We start from the raw sequence: 18,496 nt of genomic DNA, 5'->3' as shown, positions 1-18,496 counted from the left end.
GCACCCGGCGGCGGTGATCAGTAGCGGGAGAAGCCGTCCTCGGAGAGCGAGTGCTTCTCGTCGCCCCGCAGCGCCGGGCTGAAGACGGAGACGAGGAGCAGGTCCTCGTCGTCGGAGGCGAGCAGGTGGTGGGCGTCGTGCTGGTCCAGGGCGTAGATGGTGCCGGTCTTGATCTTGTGGCGGACGCCTTCGGTGGTGACGACCTCGCCCGAGCCGCCTATGCAGTAGCAGGCCTCCAGGTGGCCGAGGTACTGAAGCCCGCTGGAGGTGCCCCTGCGGACCAGCGTCTCGCAGACGGTGAAGCCCATTCCGTCGGCTTCGGTGAGCAGGCGGTGGCTGGTGCCGCTGCCCCACTCGACCGCGGGGACGTCGGAGAGAGAACGGACGATCATGGGAGTACTCCTGTCATCGTTGTGTTCTGGACGTGTGCTGGAGCGTGGGGGCGGGCGGTGCTGCGGGGGAGCCGTGGGGAGGCGTGGGGTCAGACGGAGGCCGGGGCGGCCCGCTCGACGAAGCCGCGGATGTCCGCGAGCGTGCGGTAGGCGGCCGGCTCCAGGGGGATGTCGTCGACGGGGATGCGGTAGGTCTCGGATATCCAGGAGATGAGGCGGACCAGGCCGAGGCTGTTGACGACCGTGCTCTCGATGAGGTCGAAGTCGTCGGTCAGGTCCTCGGCGTCCTCGCCGGCGAGGAACTCGCTGACGATGTAGGCGCGGATCGGGTCGCTGGCGGTGGTGCTCATGCGGTGTCTCCGTTCAGTCGGTTCTTCTTGATCGAGTTACGGTCGGGCTTGCCGGTCGGGGTCTTCGGCAGCGGTGTGCCGGCGAGCCCGACCGAGCTGGGCACGGCGTGCCGCGGCAGGTGCTTCGCCGCGTACGCCCGCAGTCCCAGCGAGCTGAGGGAGGCCCCGTCACGGCGCACCACTTCGGCGTGCAGCCGGTTACCGGCCTCGGGGCAGGGCAGGGCGACGACGCAGGCCTCGACGACGTCCGGGTGGGCGCCGAGGACGGTCTCGACCTCCAGCGTGTTGGTGCGCACGCCGCGCACCTTGACCTGGAAGTCGGTGCGTCCCTGGAGGAAGTAGCGGCCGTCGGCGTCACGGTGGACGAGGTCGCCGGTGCGGTAGAACATGGCGCCGCCGCCGCGCGGGTCGGGCATGAACGCGCGGGCGTTACGGGCCTGTTCGAGATAGCCGCAGGTCTGGAAGGGGGTGTGCACCAGCAGTTCACCGGTGCCNCGTCCCCGCTGGCCCCGGCGTCGGCCAGCACGACCGCGCCGCCGGCCTCCAGGACCGTCCAGACGTCGAGGAGCGCCAGGTCGAAGTTGAGAGGTGAGAAACTCAGCGCCCGGGCCGTGTCGTCGATCCCGAACTTCCCGGTGGCCCAGTCGGCGAACCGGTCGAAGGCATGGGTGCGGATCGGGACGAGCTTGGGTACGCCGGTGGACCCGGAGGTGGTGAGGGTCAGCAGGGACTCGGCGGGGTCGGGGACGCTGAAGCCGTCCGCCGCCGCGGGGTCCGTCTCCTCCCGCACCAGGCTCACACCGCCGCCGGGGACCGCCGTGGCCGTCAGCGGGCCGTGGGCCTGGGCGGTGAGCGTGGCCAGGGCCGCGGCGCCCAGACCGGGGGAGGGGACCAGGGTGTTGATCCCCTGACGCCAGGCCGCCAGCAGCAGGGCGATGGTCTCCGGTGACTTGTGGGCCGGGACGCACAGGGCGCGGACCGATCCGAAGCCGGCGCCGTCCAGGTCGGCGGTGGCGCGGCGGGTCAGCCGCTCCAGCTCCGCGTAGGTGACCCGCTCGCCGGCGGCGACGAGCGCTGTGCTGTCGGGCTGTTCCTGCACATGTCTGCTGAGGGCCTGTAACAGGCGAGGCGATGGCAACGGTCCCCCTCGGTGGATGGGCGATCTCACGGCGGGATCCGGCCGTGCGAGTGAGCCGCGCGGTCCGACTGCGAGATCCGGCTGCGAGGCCGCGAGATCTGGCTACGAGAGAGAACTTACGGGGTTCTATTTGTATGGTCAAGCAAATAGATTGGGCGTTCGTGTGATCCAGGCCACACCCCCGTCGCCGTTGAGGGAAGCCCGAACATGCAAAGGACGGCGGGGAGGCGGCCGGGTTTCCCGGTAGCGCTTNCCCGCCGTCCTCGTGGTCGTGTCAGGCGGCGCTGCGCAGCGCTTGCACCGCCCGGGCGAGCTGGGCGTCGGTGCTCGCGGTGTTGAGGGCCGAGCTGAGGACGTCGGCGTACGTGGCGCGGGCTTCCTGGTAGCGCTTGCGGCCTTCTTCGGTGATGACGGCGAAGACCCCGCGCTTGTCGTCGGCGCAGTTGTCCTTGTAGGCGTAGCCGGCGCTGTCCAGCCGTCCCACCAGGCGTGTGACCGAACTCTGGCCCAGGCCGATGTGGTCCGCCAGTTCCTGCATGCGGCACTCGCCCTTCTCGGTCTGGTGGAGGGTCTCCAGGGCCCGGTACTCGGACAGGCCGACCCCGTAGCGGCGCTGGAGGGTGTGTGCGAGCTGGCGTTCCACGAAGGCGTGCAGGCCGAGAACGGCCTCCCACATGGTCTGATCGGAGGCGGCGCGTGGCTGCTGGTTGATCGTCATGGAACAGCTCCCCTTCTCGACTGCGATACCAACAAGATACATGCCCATGCAATCATTTGGGGAGCGCCGGCGCCTGCGGGAGCGGGTGCTGGTCGATATTTACTTGTATGCGCAAATAAAAGTCAGGGGTTCATGCCTTCGAGAGTGGCACACGTGTAAGCGGCCGAGACGAGTGTCATGTGCCGGTGCCAGCCGGGGAAGGAGCGGCCCTCGAAGTCGAGCAGGCCGAAGTCCTCGCCCATGCGCCGGACCGCGGACACCGCGCCCCGGGGCGAGTGGGCCAGTTCCAGCAGTTCGGCAGGATGGCGGTCGGTGATGTTGGTCAGCCAGATCCGGCCCGGGCGCCCCGCGTCCGCGTCCCACTCCGCCAGCAGCCGGCCGGGCCCGTGGGTGCTCTCGCCGCTCGGGCGGAGCCCGTGGACGGGGGTCTCGTACGAGATGATCCGGCGGCCCGCGCCCGCCGGGTGCCGCACCCCGCGGCGCAGCAGCAGCGCCCGGGCCGACGGCCGCTCACCCGGCGGCAGTTCGGCTCCGCCGATGGCGGTCTGGCCCGGAACGGCGAGCACGAAGGAGTGCCCGCTGCCCTGGAGTCGCCGCGCCAGCCGCGGAGTGTCGCACAGGGCTGTCAGGTCGGCCACCACGGGGGCGGTCTCCCCGTCCGTCCAGGACGTCATCTCCTGGACCAGCTGAAGGGCGTGGTCCCCCGGTGACTGCGGTCGGGCTGTCGTCGGGATCTTCGCCCGGTCCCGCACGGCGGGGTCCTGGGTGAACCGCGGTGGAAGGAAGAGCTGCCAGTCGACCGGGAGGTGTGCCTGTCCGGCGTTCAGGAAGAGGCCCAGTCCCAGCTGGCAGTTGACGGTGCGCCCCGACTCCGGCAGGAAGCGCTGGTGCACGCCGGGCGAGTGGTTGCCCCGCTTGGGCAGCACCGTCGGCGCCAGGGTCCAGCTCCGCACCGGCAGCGACCGGGTGGCCCAGCGGGCCAGCCGACCGCGGACCGGGGCCCACTCCCAGGGGCTGGCGTTCACGAACTGGTGCAGCGACGACGACGTCGCCTCGGAGCCGGTCACGGTGGCGGCCATGCGTCGCACGGTCTTCTTGCCGTGTGTACGCAGCAGGCCCTGTAAGTACACATGCCCCCAACGCTGCTGGTCGGAGCGGTGCAAGTGGCCGAAGAGGAGGCGGGACAGGTCGTCCAGCGCTCGGCCCGTCGCCATCTCGGGCGTTTCGTGCATCGTCGTCACTGCAAGTCCCTCCCAGGTGAGCGTCGCTGAGCAGACTAACAAACATAGAGAATGTTCGTTATATTTCTGAGGGAGAAGAGTGGCGACTTACCGAGGTTCAAGGAGAAGGCGCATGCAGGAACGGGCGGCCAGGACCCGACAGGCCGTGCTGGAGGCGGCGGCCGAGGAGTTTGCCGAGCGGGGTTACGAAGGCGCCTCACTCCAGCGGGTGGCCTGTCGGGCCGAGACCTCGATCGGCGCTCTGACCTTCCACTTCAGGAACAAGACCGCCCTGGCCGAGGAGGTGCGTCTCACCGGACGTGCGCGCTTCGACCGCTCCCTGGCGGGACTCGCCCCCGCCGCCGACCCGTTACGGGAGCTGCGGGTCCTGATCGGCACGCTGGCCCGGCTGGCGCGCGAGGACCGCTTCGTCCGCGCCGTACGCCGCCTGGAAGCCGGTCCGCCGGACAGCGCTCCGCCGTTGGCCGAGACCTGGATGCCCGTCCTCCGTGCCGTGCTCGACCGGGCCCACGGTGCCCGGTGGCTCCGCCCGGGCGTCGCGCCCGAGGAGGCGGAGGCCATGCTGGCGCACCTGGCGGAAGGGGTGATGGCCGCCCCCGGCACGCCCCGGAGCGCGGCGGGCGCGGTCTGGGACTCCGTCTGGGACGTCGTCCTGCACGGCCTCGCCGCGGACCGGGGCGATGGGCCCGTCCGCGACGACCGGGAGCCTTCGCGGGCGGACAGCTGACGGGCCCCGGCCTGACGGCGGCCGGGGCCCGTCTCGCACCGCTCCCGCCGGCGGGCCGGCGGATTCCTCAGCCCGCCCGCAGCGACCGGTCCACCGCGTAGGCCACCTCGTCCAGCAGCCGGGCGCCCGGGCCCGCCGTCAGCCGGCCGCGGACCCAGGCGGCGCCGGTCCGGGCCCGGGGCCAGGCCTGGTAGGCGACCGACCCGGGGCCCTGGTGGCCGAAGGCGCCGGAGCGGACGGCCGGGTGCAGCCCGTCGTCGAGGAGCTGGAGGCCGCCTTCGCCGTAGGCGCTGACCCCGCCGAGCAGCGGGTCCAGGCCCTCGGCCCAGAAGCTCCGCGCCTGGTCGAGCGTGCGCCGCGACAGAAGCAGCGGCTCCTCGCCCGGAGCCCGTACGGCGTCGGCGGCCAGGACGCCCTGAAGCCGGGCGAGGCCGCGGGCCGACGCGTACGCCCCCAGTGAGGGGATGACCGCGTAGCGCCGTCGGCTCTCGCTCCACACCCCGGCGTCCGCCGGGAACGGGCACGGGTTGTTCCACACCCGCCCGGACAGCTCCGCCCCGCCGCTGTCCTCCCCGCCGTCCGGCGCCGGGAAACGGGACCGGAAGTCCGCCCCGTACGAGATGCGGGCGGTGTGCGGCAGTTGGTCGGGTACGAGACCGAAGTGGACGTCCAGGCCCAGGGGGCCGGCGATCTCCTCCAGGAAGAACAGGTCGAGATCGCGGCCGTCGACCCGGCGGACCACCTCCGCGACGATCCACCCCGCGGTCCACGGGCCGTGCAGCACCCCCCCGGCCCGGGGATCGTCCTCCAGGCCGTGCAGTTCGAGGAGCGCGGCCATCATGCGCGGGTTCTCCACGTCCCGCTGGTCGAGTCCCGCCTCCACGGCCGGGAGCCGGGCGGTGAAGGTCAGCACGTCCCGCAGCGTCACCGCGCTCTTGCCGCGCGCCGCGAACTCCGGCCAGTACTCCGTGACCGGCCGGTCCAGGGCGAGCGCGCCCATGTCGGCGAGGAGCAGGACCGTCGTGGCCAGGACGGCGTGGGAGCCCGTCAGCAGCGGTACGAGGGTGTCGCCGCTCCACGCGGTCCCGGTGACCGGATCGGCGGTGCCCTGCCACAGGTCGACCACCAGTTCACCGTCCTGTACGACAGCGAGCGCGGCTCCCCGGGTTCTCGGGGGGCCCGCTTCCCGGCAGGCCTGTTCGAAGGAGCGGCGCACCGAGGCGAACCCGGACGCCGTGGTGCCGTGGACGACGGTGGTCGCCGCCCGCGGCCGGGGCCGCGGGAGGACCTGCCGTACCAGTGAGGTCGTCATGTCAGGAACTCCAGAAGTGGTGGAGAGTCGGGGGCAGCGGTGCTCGGGTGGCCCGGGCCGGGCTCACACCTCGGCGGATCCCGCCGGATAGGGCAGGAACTCCAGGTCGGTCAGGTCCTGTTCGGTCAGCCGGACGCGAGCCCCGCCGAGGTTCTCGGCGAGGTGGTAAGACGCCCGGGTGCCGGGCAGCGGCACCACGTGGTCACCGAGCCGGAGCAGCCACGCCAGGGCGACCTGTGCCGGGGTGGCCTCGTGCCGGGCCGCCACCTGGGCGACGGCCTGCGCGAGGGCGTGGTTGTGGCGGATGGCGCGCGGGGCGAAGCGCGGCTGGGTGTGCCGCCAGTCGCCCGGTGGCAGGTCCTCGGGGCGGGAGAACGCTCCGGTCAGCAGACCGCGCCCCAGCGGGGCACCCGCCAGCAGGGCGATCCGTCGCTCCACCGCGTACGGGACGACGTCGTCGAGGCCGCACCGCGTGAACAGGGAGACCTCTGCGCCGATTGCCGCCGCCTCGTGCACGGTCTCGGCCTCCCGGGCCTGCTCCACGGTCACGACGGGCAGCCCGAGCATGCGGATCTTGCCCGCCCAGACCTGCTCGGCCAGCGCCCCCCAGCTTTCCGTGAGCGGGACCGCGGGGTCGATCCGGCGCAGGAGATAGAGGTCGATGTGATCCACCTCCAGTCGGCGCAGGCTCTCGTCCACCGCGTCCCGCAGCGCCTGCGGTCCGCCCGCGGGCCGCAGCACCCCGTCCGGGTTGCCCAGCAGGCCTCCGCCGGTGCAGAGCACCACCTCGTCCCGCCGGCCGCGGATGGCCTCGCCGATCAGCCGCTCGTTCTCGCCGTCCGCGTAGGCGTCGGCTGTCTCGACCAGATTGACCCCGAGGTCGACCGCCTCCCGGACGAGCGACACCGCCTTGGTCCGGTCCCTCGTTCCGGGGGCGTAGCGGTACGAGAGGCCCATGGCTCCCAGTCCCAGTCGGCCGACGACCGGTCCGTCCCTGCCCATCGTTGTGGTCCGCATCCCGGGCGAACCCCCTTCTCCACAGAGGAATGTGACCCCTTCATGGCAGCAGCCCGAGAAGCCGGAGCACAGCATTCCGTTCCTACTTGCCGACCTTCGACGACTTCGGCAAGTCCGGCGGCTTGTCACGAAAGATGGTCTAGACCTTGACAGGTCCAGACCATCCTCGCTTGAGTGTCGGGCACCCCCACAGCGGCGCACGGCCGGACGTCGCGCCGCGTCCTAGGAGTGTGATCACGTGATCCGACGTGTCATGAGCCTGCTGGTCGCGCTCGGCGCGGTCGTCGCGGCGCTCGTCGTTCTTCCCGCCGCCACCGCGCAGGCCGCCACCTGCGCCACGGCCTGGAGCTCCTCCGCCGTCTACACGAACGGTGGCTCTGTCTCGTACAACGGCCGTAACTACACGGCCAAGTGGTGGACCCAGAACGAGCGTCCGGGTTCGTCGGACGTGTGGGCCGACAAGGGCGCCTGCGGCACCGGCGGGGGCGGTGAGGACCCGGGCCAGAGCAACGGATTCGTCGTCAGCGAGGCCCAGTTCAACCAGATGTTCCCGAACCGGAACCCCTTCTACACCTACCAGGGCCTGACCGACGCCCTCAGCGCCTACCCGGCCTTCGCCAACACCGGCAGCGACGAGATCAAGAAGCGGGAGGCCGCCGCCTTCCTCGCCAACGTCAGCCACGAGACCGGCGGGCTGGTGTACATCAAGGAAGTCAACGAGGCGAACTACCCGCACTACTGCGACGCGAGCCGGCCCTACGGCTGCCCGGCCGGCCAGTCCGCGTACTACGGCAAGGGCCCCATCCAGCTGAGCTGGAACTTCAACTACAAGGCCGCCGGTGACGCGCTCGGCATCGACCTGCTGAACAACCCCTACCTGGTCGAGCAGAACGCCGCCATCGCCTGGAAGACCGGTCTCTGGTACTGGAACACCCAGTCCGGCCCCGGCACCATGACCGGCCACAACGCCATCGTCAACAACGCCGGCTTCGGCGAGACGATCCGCTCCATCAACGGTGCGATCGAATGCAACGGCGGCAACCCGGCCCAGGTCCAGAGCCGGATCAACAAGTTCACGCAGTTCACCCAGCTTCTCGGCACCACCACCGGCTCGAACCTGAGCTGCTGACCCAAGGGCCCAGGTCCTCGTGAGGGCCTGAGAACCCCACCCGAGCGGGGGGTGCGTCCGGCGAGAGCCGGAGCGCACCCCCTGTTTGGGCGTCCGGGGCAGGGGTCACACCACGGGCCGGCCGGCCCCCGTCACACCAACTGCGGCCGCACCGACATCAGCAGATGCCGGTGCGTGCCCGGGCCCGCCCCGTCCGCCGGCGTCCCGTCCGGGTCCGCCCCGTCCGTAATCAGCGCGCGCTGGCCCGCCCCCAGCAGCAGGAGCCGCAGCGTGGGCCCCTCGAAGGAGGCCAACGCGTCCGCCAGATAAGCCGGGTTGAAGGCCACCGTCAGCTCCTCGGCCCCCTCCAGGGTGGCCGGCAGCCGCTGGGAGGCCACGTCGTCCTCGTAGCCCGCCCGGAGCGTCACGGAGGCGTCGGCGCGGGTGAACGTCATCTGGACCGGGCTGTCCCCGTCGGCGACGACGGAGACCCGCTTGACCGCCTCCGCCAGCCGGGCCCGGTCCACCACCGCCACGGCCGGGTCCTCCAGCGCGAACAGCTTCTCGTGGCGCGGCAGTCGGCCTTCCAGGAGCCGGACGGTGGTCCGCATGCCCGCGTGCTCGAAGCCCGCCGAACCGGCGTCCAGGGCGACGCTCACCAGCCCGGAGCGGCCCAGTGAGCGGGCGATCTCGGTGAGCCGGCGGGCGGAGACGATGACGTCGGCGCTCTCGCCGGGCGCGGTGGCCTTCCACGGGACGGTCCGCACGGCGAAGCGGTAGCGGTCGGTCGCGGCGAGCGTCATCGTGTCGCCGTCGAGCCCCAGCCGGATCCCGGTGAGCACGGGCAGCGTGTCGTCGCGCCCCGCCGCCACCGCCACATCGGCCACCGCCGCCGCGAACAGCTCCGCGTCCACCGCGCCCCGCACCTGCGGGAGCGGGGGAAGGGCCGGGTAGTCGTCGAGCGGCAGCACGGAGAGGCCGAACCGGGCCCCGTCGCCCGACACCGTGAACCGCGAGCCCTCCACCGCGCACTCCACGGGCCCGTCGGGCAGCACTTTGCAGATGTCCAGGAGCCGCCGCCCCATGACGAGCACCTTCCCGGGCCGCAGCACCCCGGCCTCCACGTCGATGCGCGCGGACGCCTCGTAGTCCAGCCCGGAGATCCGCAACCGGCCGTCCCCGGCCCCGGAACCGGCCGCGGCTTCCGTGTCCAGCAGCAGACCGCCCAGCACGGGGACGGGCGAGCGCACGGGCAGGACACGGGCCGCCCAGGACACGGCCTCGGTCAGGGCACTGCGTTCGATGCGGAACTCCATGGGGCGCCTTCCTCGGACGTCGAAGCCGTCAGCCGACTTCTGCGTACGACGTTAGGAGCCACCACTGACAATCACGCCGGGGAGCGCGGCAACCGGCGACAGCGACCACCCCCGTGAGCCCCTGCCGCCGCGTTCCCGCGTTCCCGTGTTCCGGCCTCCCCCGTCGTCCCCCGACGTGCCGGAACACGTTCGGACCTTAGATCGGGGGGTAGGGGCACCGGGAGGTTCAATGCGCCCAATGGGGCGGCCGCCGGGGTATCGGTCCGCACAGTCAGAATGGCCGGATCACCGGTGACACGGCTGTGTCGTGGGCGGAACGGGGGACTGATGCGTTCAGGGGAGCGTGCGGACGATCTTCTGCGGATGCACCGGCTGGCCCGCACCGGCGGAACGGCCGAGCTGCTGCGCTGGCTGGCCGGGCGGGCCGAGGGCTGGGCCGGGCTCGTCGGGCCGGACGGAACGGTGCTGCACGCCGCGGCCCGTACGGCGGGGGCGATGGTCCCCGATGTCGCGGGGCTGGTCGCCGAGGGGGCGAGCGCGCTCACCGAACGCGGGGTCCAGGCGTACTCCGTGGACACCGGTGCTTACACCGCCCTGCTCTTCCCGCTGGCCGTCTCCCCTTCGGGCGTCGCCGACCCAGCCGTTCCCGTGCTCGCCGTCGTCACGCCCCGGCCGACGGCCGTCGGGCTCGCCACGCTGCTGGCCGACGTGGTCCTGCCGCTGTCCCTGTGCCTCCAGGCCGAGACGCTGGAGCGCAAGCGACGCCGGGTGGACCTCGCCGAGTCCCGGGGCCGCGAGGCGGTGCTGCACCTGCTGATGACGGGTCAGCTCTCCATCGCCCAGCAGGTCGCCGGTGCGCTGCGCCCCCGGCTCCCCGATCCGGTGCGGGTGTGCGTCGTGGAGTGCTCCGGCGGCGGCCGCGACGAGGTGGCCCGGGTCTGCGTGGACGCGGACGGCGGCCGCTCCTGGATCGTGCGGTGTCCCGTCTACGCCCGGCACCTCATCCTGATCATGCCCGCGGAGGGGACTACGCCGGAGCCGGCGGCCGTCCCGACCGACGAGACCGTCGCCGCCCGGGTGGGCGACTGCGTGGTCGGCGTCAGCGAGCCCGTGCCGCTGGCCGACACCGCGACCGGCTACCGCCAGGCCTTCCACGCCCTGGCCGTCGCCCGCGAACTGCCCTCCCGGCACGCCCGGTTCGGCGTCTCGCCCGACCTGGCGCTCGTCGTCGGACCGGCCGGCCGCCGGTGGGCGGACGAGCTGCTGAACCCGCTCCTGACCCATGTTCCGCGCCGCGCGCAGGACCCCGGCAGCCAGGAGCTGCTGGCCACGGCCGCCTCCTGGCTGGCGTTCTCGTCGCACGCGACGGACCACCTCAAGGTCCACCGCAACACCCTCGCCGCCCGGCTGCGGCTCATCGGCGAACTGCTCGGCCTCGACCTGCACCGGCTGGCCGACCAGGCCGCCCTGGACCTGGCCCTGCGCGTCCGTTCCACCCCCGCCCCGGCGTGCACCCCCGAGCCCGCGCAGTCCGGATCACCGGCTTCCGGTACGCCGATGGCGGCGGGCGGTCTCGACGAGATCCTGGTCCACCCCGCCGTACGCGACTGGGCGGACCGGCAGCTGGCCCCCGTCCTCGGCGCGGAGGAGACCCTGCGCGCTTGGGTGCGGTGCGAGGGCCGCCTCGGACCGGCCGCCGCCGAGCTGGGCATCTCCGTGCCCGGCGCCCGCAAGCGCCTCACCCGGCTCGAAACGGTGCTCCAGCGCTCGCTGTTGCGGCCCCCGAGCGCCCGCTACGACCTGTGGCTGGCGCTGAGGTCCCGGGACCTGACGGCGGCGTAGGAACCGCCATGGGACGACAGGACGGTGGTCGGCGACCTCCGGTCATCGATAGGAACGCATGACGCATTGTTTTCTATTCGGTCCGTGCGTTCGGGGAGAATCATTCCGGGAAAAGGATTCTGTAGTGCGAAAAAACCATTCCTCATGATCGTCACGGAAAAGAGCGCCCTTATTTAGTGCCATTTCTCCGGACTTCTACGGTGTTTCTGTGCGTAGTGTGCTGCCGACAACACGAGGGCTTTCGGGAAACCGTGAACGTCTCGGAAGTCGCCGCCTCGCACAGAAAGTCGGTTCTGTTGAAGCTCAGAAGATCTGACCTTGCAGTTCGGCGCATTGTTTCGTCCTGGATCACGGCCGCGCTCGCCGCGACGGTCGCCGCCACGATGGTCGCCGTGACGTCGTCACCGGCGTTCGCCATCGCCACGCCGGTGCCGCTCGGAACGGCGGACAGTTTCGCGGTGCTGGCAGGGGAGTCCGTCACCAACACCGGACCTACGGTGATCACTGGGGACGTCGGCGTCAGTCCGGGAACGGCCATCAGTGGATTTCCGCCGGGCCTGGTGAACGGCGTCCAGCACTCGGCCGACGCGGTCGCGCTCCAGGCCAAGTCCGACCTGGTGGTGGCGTACAACAACGCGGCGGGCCAGGCCACGGACGCAGCGCTGCCGCCGGACGCCGGGGGCCTGACCCTGGTGCCCGGCGTCTACACGGCCTCCTCGACACTGGGTCTCACCGGCACGCTCACCCTCAACGCGGAGGGCGACCCCAACGCGGTGTGGGTCTTCCAGGTCGGCTCGGGTCTGACCACGGCGTCCGCCAGCCGGGTCAACCTCATCAACGGTGCGCAGCCGTGCAACGTGTTCTGGCAGATCGGCAGTTCCGCCACGCTCGGCACGGATTCGACCTTCATCGGCAACATCCTGGCCCTGACCTCGATCAGCGTGACCACCGGCGCGACCATCGAGGGCCGGGCGCTGGCCCGTAACGGCTCGGTCACCTTGGACAACAACCGCATCACCCGGTCCACCTGCTCGGGCGGCACCACGTCCGGCACGACCACCGGAACCACGACGGGCACCACCACCGGCACCACCACCGGCACCACCACCGGCACCACCACCGGCACCACGGGCGGCGTGCTGGGCGGGGTCCTCGGCGGCGTCCTGACCGGCGGTACGACCGGCGGCACCGGCGGTGTGCTGGGCGGGGTCCTCGGCGGCGTCCTGACCGGCGGCACCACCGGAGGCACGCCGGGCGGCTCGACCACCACCGGAACCACCACGGGGAACACCGTCGGCAACACCTCCGGGAACATCGCCGGCAACACCACGGGCGGCGGCAAGGGCGGCACCACGGGCGGCAACAAGGGCGGCGGCACGGGCGGCCACACGGGCGGCGGCAAGGGTGGCGGCACCGGCGGCCACTCCGGCGGCCACTCCGGCGGCCACTCCGGTGGCCACTCCGGTGGTCACGACAGCGGCGGCTACGGCGACGGGCGCCCCGGCGACCATGGCCCCGGCCAGGGCGAGGAGCACGGCGGCTACGGCGACAAGCCGGAAGACGCCGGGCACCACGAAGGCTGACCGGCAGCGCGGCACGCGCGCCGGCTGACCGGCGTGCGGCGGGGCATGTCCTCCTGCCCCGCCGCACGCTTCCACGAGACGGACGACGACAAGGAACAGGGCGGGGCTGGGGCACGTGCTGGGTGGAGTCACGACGGAACATGTACGCAGAAGAGTCCTCAACACCGCCGTGGCGCTCTGCCTGACCACGGCCCTGGCCCACGTCGGTCTGGTGTTCTTGCACGTGGCACCGCCGAACGTGGTGTCGCAGCGCTTCAACTCCCAGGTGGACGCCTGGATCTACCCCTTCTTCGAGCAGAACTGGCGGCTGTTCGCACCGGATCCGGACTCCGTCAACCGGCAGATCTCCGCGCGGACCGCGCACACGGCCCCGGACGGTTCCGTCCAGGTCAGCGACTGGATCGACCTGACCGCAGTGGACGCCTCCGACATCAAGCACAACGGCTTCCCGAGCCACACCTCGCAGAACATGCTGCGCCGGTCCTGGACGTCGTACGCCGAACTCCACGGAGGCGACGACCGCTCGCGCTCGGACCGGGCCGTGATGATGCAGCGCTACCTGCGCAACATCGCCGCCGACCGCGTGGCCGAACAGGACGGCAGGCCCTTCGAGAACATCCAGCTCCGGGTGGTCACCCTGCCCGTGGCCGCTCAGGGCGGCACGGACCGCGACCGTCGTGCCGCCGCCAGCGAAGACGGGCAGGGTGACCNACGGCAGGCCCTTCGAGAACATCCAGCTCCGGGTGGTCACCCTGCCCGTGGCCGCTCAGGGCGGCACGGACCGCGACCGTCGTGCCGCCGCCACGAAGAACGCCGAGACACGGCTCCTGCCCTGGTGGAAGGTGACCTCCGATGCCTGAGACGGCCCACGGCCCCACCCGTCCGCCGGAGCCGGCCAACAGCTCGCCCCGTCCGCCGGAGTCGGCCACCGCCCCGACCCGTCCACTGGTACGGGTGACCGGCGCGGCACGCCACGCGTGGACGCTGCTGACCGAACGCCCCCTCTCCCTCTACTCGATGTCGGTGCTGCGCATCGGGTACGGCCTGCTCTATCTCGTCTTCCTGCTGCGGGAGTTCCCGCACCGCGACGAGATCTGGGGCCCCGGCTCCCCGTGGACCCCGGATCTGGCCCGGCAGCTCTTCGACCAGACCGGCTGGGTCAGTGTGCTGACCCTCTCCGACAGCCGCCTGTACTTCGAACTCTGTTACGCGGCGGCGCTCGTCGTCAGCGTCCTGTTCCTGCTGGGGTGGCGGACGCGCGCGGTCTCCGTGCTCTTCGCCGTCGTCGTCGCCTCCTTCCACGCGCGGTCGATCTTCATGACGGACGGCGGCGACAACCTCGTCCTCCTGATGGCGCTCTACCTCGTCCTCACCGCGTCCGGCCGCCGTTGGTCCCTGGATGCCAGGAGAGCCGGCCGCGCCCCCGGCCGTCGGTGGTCGCCCTCCCTCCCACCCCGGCTCGGCGACGCACGCCGTACCTTGGTCACGGCTGTGCACAACTGCGGGCTTCTCGTGATCGGTGTCCAGGTCTGCTTCCTCTACGGTGCCGCAGGCCTCTACAAGGTGCAGGGCGGCACCTGGGGAGCCGGAACCGCGCTGCATTACGTCCTGAACCTCGACCTCTTCCAGCCGTGGCCCGCGCTCTCCCACTGGGCGGACGAGCAGGCGCTCGCCATCGCGGTCGTCGGCTACCTGACCGTGCTCCTCCAGGTCGCCTTCCCGTTCGTGCTGTTCGGCAGGCTCAAGTACCCGGTGCTGACGATGCTGCTCGGCATGCACATCGGCATCGCGGTGCTCATGGGCCTGCCGCTGTTCTCGGGCGCGATGATCATCGCCGACGCGGTGTTCCTGCCGGACCGCTTCTGGGCCGCAGCCGGAAGGCTGGCCCGAAGGGCGCTCGGGCGTACGGTCGAGCCGGTACCGGAGACCTCGGCGACGCCCGAGGCCTCGGATGCGCCGCGCGGAACGGTGCCGAAGCAGGGCGGCCCCGTATCCGCCGTACCCGAGCGTCCCTGAGGGGCGGACCGTACGCCTCACGCCTCGCTCATGTCGCCCACTGCCGGTGGTCGCCGCCCGGAAGCAGCCACTGGTTCTTCGCCGGCCCGAGCGAGCCCGGGCCGCAGGAGGCCGATGACGTGGAAGGGCGGGACGGTGGACTGGCGCACGATCGCGCCCGCCCCTCCGGTCACGGAACGTTACTAGTACGGTGTGTTAGTTTAGGTCGGGAGGCTGAAGCAGCACACCGTACTGGTAGCGATCGGGGAGGGCGTCCCATGGGGGCGAGCTGGAACGAGCGACGACGTGAGCGCCGTGTGAAGCCCGGCGACGGTAAGCCGCTGAAGCCCTTCCGCTGGTGGCAGATGACCCGGCGCTCGCTCCTCGCCATCGCTCTGCCGGTGGGCGGCGGCCTCTCCGCGACGTACACGGTGGAGGTCAAGCACGGCGGCGACCCCGAGACGGGCGTGGTCCGGGCGCGGCTGTACCGGGACGGGCTCTGTGAGGCCGAGTCGAAGCTCCCGGCGCGCTTCCCCGTCCCCGGCGGGACCATCGAGGTCCGCAGGAGCGAAGTGGGCATGCGCCGCTGCCACTTCGTCGCGGACGACGGCAGGGAGACGAGGCTCGTCCCCGACCCCCGCTCGGGGGAGGGGCGACGCATGAACTTCGCCCGCGAGCATCCGGGTGCCAGCGCTCTCATCGGGGCCGTGTCCGTGGTGCTCCTGCTCATCGGAGTCGGCCTCAACCTGCTCCAGGCCGCGCAGCCGATCTCCGAAATCCCGGCCATCGCCGAGTCGTGGGGCACCTTCGAGTCACCGCTGCGGCTGCCGGTGTGGCTGAACGTCACGCTCGGCCTCGGCGCGGCGCTCGGCGCGACCGAGCGCGCCATGCGGATGCGCTACCACTGGCTCCTGGACAGCGGCGCCGGTACCTGACGCACGCGGAGGGCCGGCTCAGACCCGGTTGTCCAGGACGAGGTCGACGCCGGTGCGGAGGACGTCCAGCTCGGTGGCGAGGTACGCGTCCTCGCTCGGCAGCACCTGCTCGATCGAGACGCCGTTGGCCAGCGTCAACAGGAACCGCGCCCGCCGCGTGGTGTCCCCGGCGGCCAGCGCCCCCTCCTCGACCAGCACGTTCAGGCATTCCTCGACCCGGCGGGTCACCTCGCGCTGCATCGCCTGGTACTCCGCCCGCATCGCCTGGCTGGGCTCCGACGCGATGTACCGCTCGTGCACCGTCAGCCACGCCTCGCGTGCGCCCCGCGTGCTGTCCGGCGGTACGAGGAGGCCCTGTACGCAGCCGAGCAGGCGGTCACGCGGAGAAATGGACGTGTCCCGGAAGCCGGCCTCCGGCAGGACGAGGTCGAAGACGACCTTCAACATGGCGTCCATGAGGGCGCGTTGCGTGGGGAAGTGGTGCCGCAACGACCCCGTGCTCACCCGCGCCCGCTCGGCCACGGCGCGCACGCTCAGCGCCGAGCCCGCCCCCTCGCCCAGCATCGTCGAGGCGGCCCACAGAATCCGGTCCCGGCTCTTGAGCCCCTCGGGCGGTGTCGGGTGCGCCGATTCGGGTTCCGGTTCCGCGTCACCAGCACGCTGTACTGCCATGACGCCGACGCTAACACGGCCGCGACCAGCGGATACGCCGGTCCGTTCGGTGAGCGCGCTCGGCTCACTCCGCCCAGGTGACGAACGCAGACCAGGCGTCGGGGGTGACGGCGAAGACGGGCCCGTCGGAGACCTTGGAGTCACGGACGTGGACGGAGTGGGGGCAGGCGGCGACCTCGACGCACTCGCCGCCGCTGGAGCTGCTGTAGGAGGACGTACGCCAGTCGAAGGCGACCTCGATGCAGTCGCCGCCGCTGCCGCTGCTGTAGGTCGACTTGAACCATCGGAGGGTGCTGCTCATTCCGTCACTCCTGCCAACCGCTTGATGAGGTCCAGCGATTCACGAGGACCCAGGGCCTGTGACCGGATCTTCGCATAGCGCTGAGCGTAGACGCTGACCTTTGCCGGGTCGCTGATCAGGATGCTCTCGTCCTGCGGCTCCAGGTAGACGAGGCGTTCGTGCTCCGGGGTCTCCAGCAGGTTCATCGAGCCGCGATCTCCTGCGTACTCCCCGTGCATCCCCGCGTCCAGCGGCAGCACCAGCAGGGTGACATTGCGCCGCTGGGCGCACTCCACGAGATGGAGCAACTGCTCCCGCATGATCTCCTCACTGCCGATGGCGCGCCGCAGAACGGCCTCGTCGATGATGATCTCGATCATCGGGAGCGGGTCGCGGTCGAAGAGGGCTGTGCGGGCCATGCGGAGCTGGACCAGCTCTTCCACGCGCTGGTCGGGGAGCGGTGGGAACGAGCCCCCGATGAGCGCTCGCGCGTACGCCTCCGTCTGAAACAGCCCGTGGACGACGTTCGCGGCGAACAACTGGAGGCTGAGGGCGGCCTCCTCCAGCAGCGCGTAGTCCTGGAACTGCTCGGGCAGCCGCTCCATCCGCATGTACTTCCGCGCCGTCTCGAAGACGGGCGTGCCGTTGCCGTGCACCCGTTGCAGTTCGACCAGCATGGCGTCGCTGGCGGGCTGCGCGCAGGTCTCCATCGCGCTGATCGCCGCCGCCGAGTAGCCGATCTCCTTGCCCTCCTGCTCCTGGGTCCACCCGCGCTGGATGCGTAGCGTCCGGGCCATCTCGGCCACCATCCGGGCCATCGGGCTCGCCGTATCCTTGTTCTCAGCACTCGCCATTTAGCGATCTCTTTTCGACTCAACCGAACTCAACCGGTCACTACTCGTTGCCGTCGAACTCAACGCGTCTCCAGCGAAGTTCGTGCAGGTCAACGGCTTTGCGACGCACCTCGGCAGACATGGATGACGCTAGGTGATCGGGGTCACAATCGTCCCGTGAACGCAACTAATGACGGTGTGACGGCGGACTGGATTCCGCAGTACGGATTCCATCTCCGCAAGGCGGGCGTGCAATTCGACGCGATCCGCGTGGACGGTGACGCGGGGCGTCGACTGGCCGATCTGATGGAGGAGCTGGTCGGGGGCGAGCCGGGCCCCGTCGTCACCGAGTCGAACAGCCGGCGCGGGGTGTACTTCCTCGTCCCGCCCGGGTCGACGGCGGGGCGGCCGTGGCCGCGCGAGGTGACGACGTTCAACTCGGCGACCGGCCGGATCGGTTACGTACCCGTACCGGCGCTCGGGGGTGGTACGTGGCCGCTGATGTGGCGGTACCCGCCGACCCGTGCCGGGCGGTTCGTGCACACGTTGATTCTGTTCAACGCGGCGTACGCGTTACTGAGTTGATCGTCTGGGGCCGGTCGCGGGGTGTGGCGGTTCACCGACCTGGGCACGACGTGTCGAACGAGCCTGCGCAACGGCGTCCTGGTGCGCCCCCCGGGCGCCGACGGCGCTGCCGACAGCGCGGACCTCACATTCACCCTCACCGGACCCCAACTCATGGACCTGCTGGGAGGCCTGGGACTCGACGGCATCGAGCACACCGGCGACCCGCCTCCTCAGGGCGCTTTGAGGAGGTCGCGGAGGTTGGCCATGTGGGCCTTCACGGCGTCGACTTCGGTGGGGTCGGGTGAGGTGGCCTGCCGACTCTCGGAGTGGGCGGCGCGGCAGGGGCGGCAGAGGCCGTCGGGGAGGGCTTCGGGCCGGCCGGGGCGGCCGCAGTCGGTGCACTCCATCAGGAGTCGAGGGGCTGGGGTGTCGGGTGAGGTGTTCGGGGTGGTGGGCAGCTGGGGCGGGAT

19 protein-coding genes and 3 pseudogenes are annotated in these 18,496 nt (G+C 71.4%); 9 read left to right on the top strand and 13 right to left on the bottom strand.

Annotation, left to right across the window (positions count from 1 at the left end):
- Positions 1-17: 17 nt before the first annotated feature.
- The 6 genes and pseudogenes from D3105_RS28235 to D3105_RS28215 form a co-directional block, all read right to left on the bottom strand.
- Positions 18-392 carry an ectoine synthase gene (locus D3105_RS28235; protein ID WP_030722082.1) on the bottom strand — a complete coding sequence of 125 codons (375 nt, stop codon included), beginning with the start codon at positions 390-392 and terminating at the stop codon, positions 18-20.
- A gap of 89 nt (positions 393-481) precedes the next feature.
- Entirely contained in the window at positions 482-742 is a 261-nt protein-coding gene (locus D3105_RS28230; protein WP_118905798.1) for an acyl carrier protein, read from the bottom strand.
- A complete protein-coding gene (locus D3105_RS35535) occupies positions 739-1,218 on the bottom strand; it encodes an AMP-binding enzyme (RefSeq protein WP_240647047.1) in 480 nt (159 codons plus the stop codon). Before D3105_RS35535 ends, D3105_RS28230 begins: the two co-directional genes overlap by 4 nt.
- An 89-nt stretch (positions 1,219-1,307) precedes the next feature.
- Positions 1,308-1,841 (bottom strand): annotated as a pseudogene (locus D3105_RS35530) (AMP-binding protein); the annotation flags it as partial.
- A 313-nt stretch (positions 1,842-2,154) separates the two neighbouring features.
- Positions 2,155-2,598: a MarR family winged helix-turn-helix transcriptional regulator gene (locus D3105_RS28220; RefSeq protein ID WP_118905797.1), complete on the bottom strand. Its 444-nt coding sequence runs from the start codon at positions 2,596-2,598 to the stop codon at positions 2,155-2,157.
- Between the two features lie 122 nt (positions 2,599-2,720).
- Positions 2,721-3,830, bottom strand: coding sequence for an IS701 family transposase (locus D3105_RS28215; protein ID WP_240647046.1), 1,110 nt, complete (start codon positions 3,828-3,830; stop codon positions 2,721-2,723).
- A 121-nt stretch (positions 3,831-3,951) separates the two neighbouring features.
- Here D3105_RS28215 and D3105_RS28210 point away from each other — a divergent pair, with 121 nt between their 5' ends.
- The gene (locus D3105_RS28210; RefSeq protein ID WP_118905795.1) at positions 3,952-4,566 is read left to right on the top strand and encodes a TetR/AcrR family transcriptional regulator; all 615 of its coding nucleotides are present in this window, start codon (positions 3,952-3,954) and stop codon (positions 4,564-4,566) included.
- A gap of 67 nt (positions 4,567-4,633) precedes the next feature.
- Here D3105_RS28210 and D3105_RS28205 read toward each other — a convergent pair whose 3' ends face one another.
- The gene (locus tag D3105_RS28205; protein ID WP_118905794.1) at positions 4,634-5,878 is read right to left on the bottom strand and encodes a serine hydrolase domain-containing protein; all 1,245 of its coding nucleotides are present in this window, start codon (positions 5,876-5,878) and stop codon (positions 4,634-4,636) included.
- A gap of 63 nt (positions 5,879-5,941) precedes the next feature.
- Positions 5,942-6,895 (bottom strand): aldo/keto reductase, encoded by a 954-nt coding sequence (locus tag D3105_RS28200; protein WP_118905793.1) that lies wholly within the window; start codon positions 6,893-6,895, stop codon positions 5,942-5,944.
- 238 nt (positions 6,896-7,133) lie between these two features.
- On the opposite strand from D3105_RS28200, the gene D3105_RS28195 reads away from it, so the two are divergent.
- Positions 7,134-8,024, top strand: a complete 891-nt coding sequence (locus D3105_RS28195; protein WP_118905792.1) for a glycoside hydrolase family 19 protein — start codon at positions 7,134-7,136, stop codon at positions 8,022-8,024.
- A 131-nt stretch (positions 8,025-8,155) separates the two neighbouring features.
- Here the strand turns inward: D3105_RS28195 and dnaN are convergent, their stop codons facing one another.
- Positions 8,156-9,319 (bottom strand): DNA polymerase III subunit beta, encoded by a 1,164-nt coding sequence (dnaN, locus tag D3105_RS28190; RefSeq protein WP_118905791.1) that lies wholly within the window; start codon positions 9,317-9,319, stop codon positions 8,156-8,158.
- Positions 9,320-9,682: 363 nt separating this feature from the next.
- On the opposite strand from dnaN, the gene D3105_RS28185 reads away from it, so the two are divergent.
- From D3105_RS28185 to D3105_RS28165, 5 genes are all read left to right on the top strand, one after another.
- Entirely contained in the window at positions 9,683-11,161 is a 1,479-nt protein-coding gene (locus D3105_RS28185; protein WP_118905790.1) for a helix-turn-helix domain-containing protein, read from the top strand.
- Positions 11,162-11,457: 296 nt separating this feature from the next.
- On the top strand, positions 11,458-12,744 hold the full coding sequence (locus tag D3105_RS28180) for an ice-binding family protein (protein WP_118905811.1): 1,287 nt from the start codon (positions 11,458-11,460) through the stop codon (positions 12,742-12,744).
- A gap of 115 nt (positions 12,745-12,859) precedes the next feature.
- Entirely contained in the window at positions 12,860-13,702 is an 843-nt protein-coding gene (locus D3105_RS35905) for a DUF5819 family protein (RefSeq protein ID WP_338104027.1), read from the top strand.
- Positions 13,597-14,760 (top strand): HTTM domain-containing protein, encoded by a 1,164-nt coding sequence (locus D3105_RS28170; RefSeq protein ID WP_118905789.1) that lies wholly within the window; start codon positions 13,597-13,599, stop codon positions 14,758-14,760. Before D3105_RS35905 ends, D3105_RS28170 begins: the two co-directional genes overlap by 106 nt.
- Positions 14,761-15,017: 257 nt before the next feature.
- Positions 15,018-15,674 carry a hypothetical protein gene (locus D3105_RS28165; RefSeq protein WP_118905788.1) on the top strand — a complete coding sequence of 219 codons (657 nt, stop codon included), beginning with the start codon at positions 15,018-15,020 and terminating at the stop codon, positions 15,672-15,674.
- Between the two features lie 18 nt (positions 15,675-15,692).
- Here D3105_RS28165 and D3105_RS28160 read toward each other — a convergent pair whose 3' ends face one another.
- The 3 genes from D3105_RS28160 to D3105_RS28150 form a co-directional block, all read right to left on the bottom strand.
- A complete protein-coding gene (locus tag D3105_RS28160) occupies positions 15,693-16,346 on the bottom strand; it encodes a TetR/AcrR family transcriptional regulator (RefSeq protein ID WP_118905787.1) in 654 nt (217 codons plus the stop codon).
- A 64-nt stretch (positions 16,347-16,410) separates the two neighbouring features.
- On the bottom strand, positions 16,411-16,647 hold the full coding sequence (locus D3105_RS28155) for a DUF397 domain-containing protein (protein WP_118905786.1): 237 nt from the start codon (positions 16,645-16,647) through the stop codon (positions 16,411-16,413).
- A complete protein-coding gene (locus tag D3105_RS28150) occupies positions 16,644-17,480 on the bottom strand; it encodes a helix-turn-helix domain-containing protein (protein ID WP_118905785.1) in 837 nt (278 codons plus the stop codon). The genes D3105_RS28155 and D3105_RS28150 overlap by 4 nt, the downstream gene beginning before the upstream one ends.
- A gap of 156 nt (positions 17,481-17,636) precedes the next feature.
- Between D3105_RS28150 and D3105_RS28145 the strand changes: the two genes are divergently transcribed.
- Positions 17,637-18,044 (top strand): hypothetical protein, encoded by a 408-nt coding sequence (locus D3105_RS28145; protein WP_240647045.1) that lies wholly within the window; start codon positions 17,637-17,639, stop codon positions 18,042-18,044.
- A gap of 21 nt (positions 18,045-18,065) precedes the next feature.
- Positions 18,066-18,203: pseudogene (locus D3105_RS35800) on the top strand (alkyl sulfatase C-terminal domain-containing protein); the annotation flags it as partial.
- Between the two features lie 53 nt (positions 18,204-18,256).
- Here D3105_RS35800 and D3105_RS28135 read toward each other — a convergent pair.
- A pseudogene (locus tag D3105_RS28135) lies at positions 18,257-18,496 on the bottom strand (MarR family transcriptional regulator); the annotation flags it as partial.

Origin of the sequence: Streptomyces globisporus (assembly GCF_003501885.1) — a bacterium.
GTDB lineage: Bacteria > Actinomycetota > Actinomycetes > Streptomycetales > Streptomycetaceae > Streptomyces > Streptomyces globisporus_D.
The sequence above is the reverse complement of the archived record's forward strand: the minus strand, read 5'-3'. Positions and strand labels throughout refer to the sequence as shown.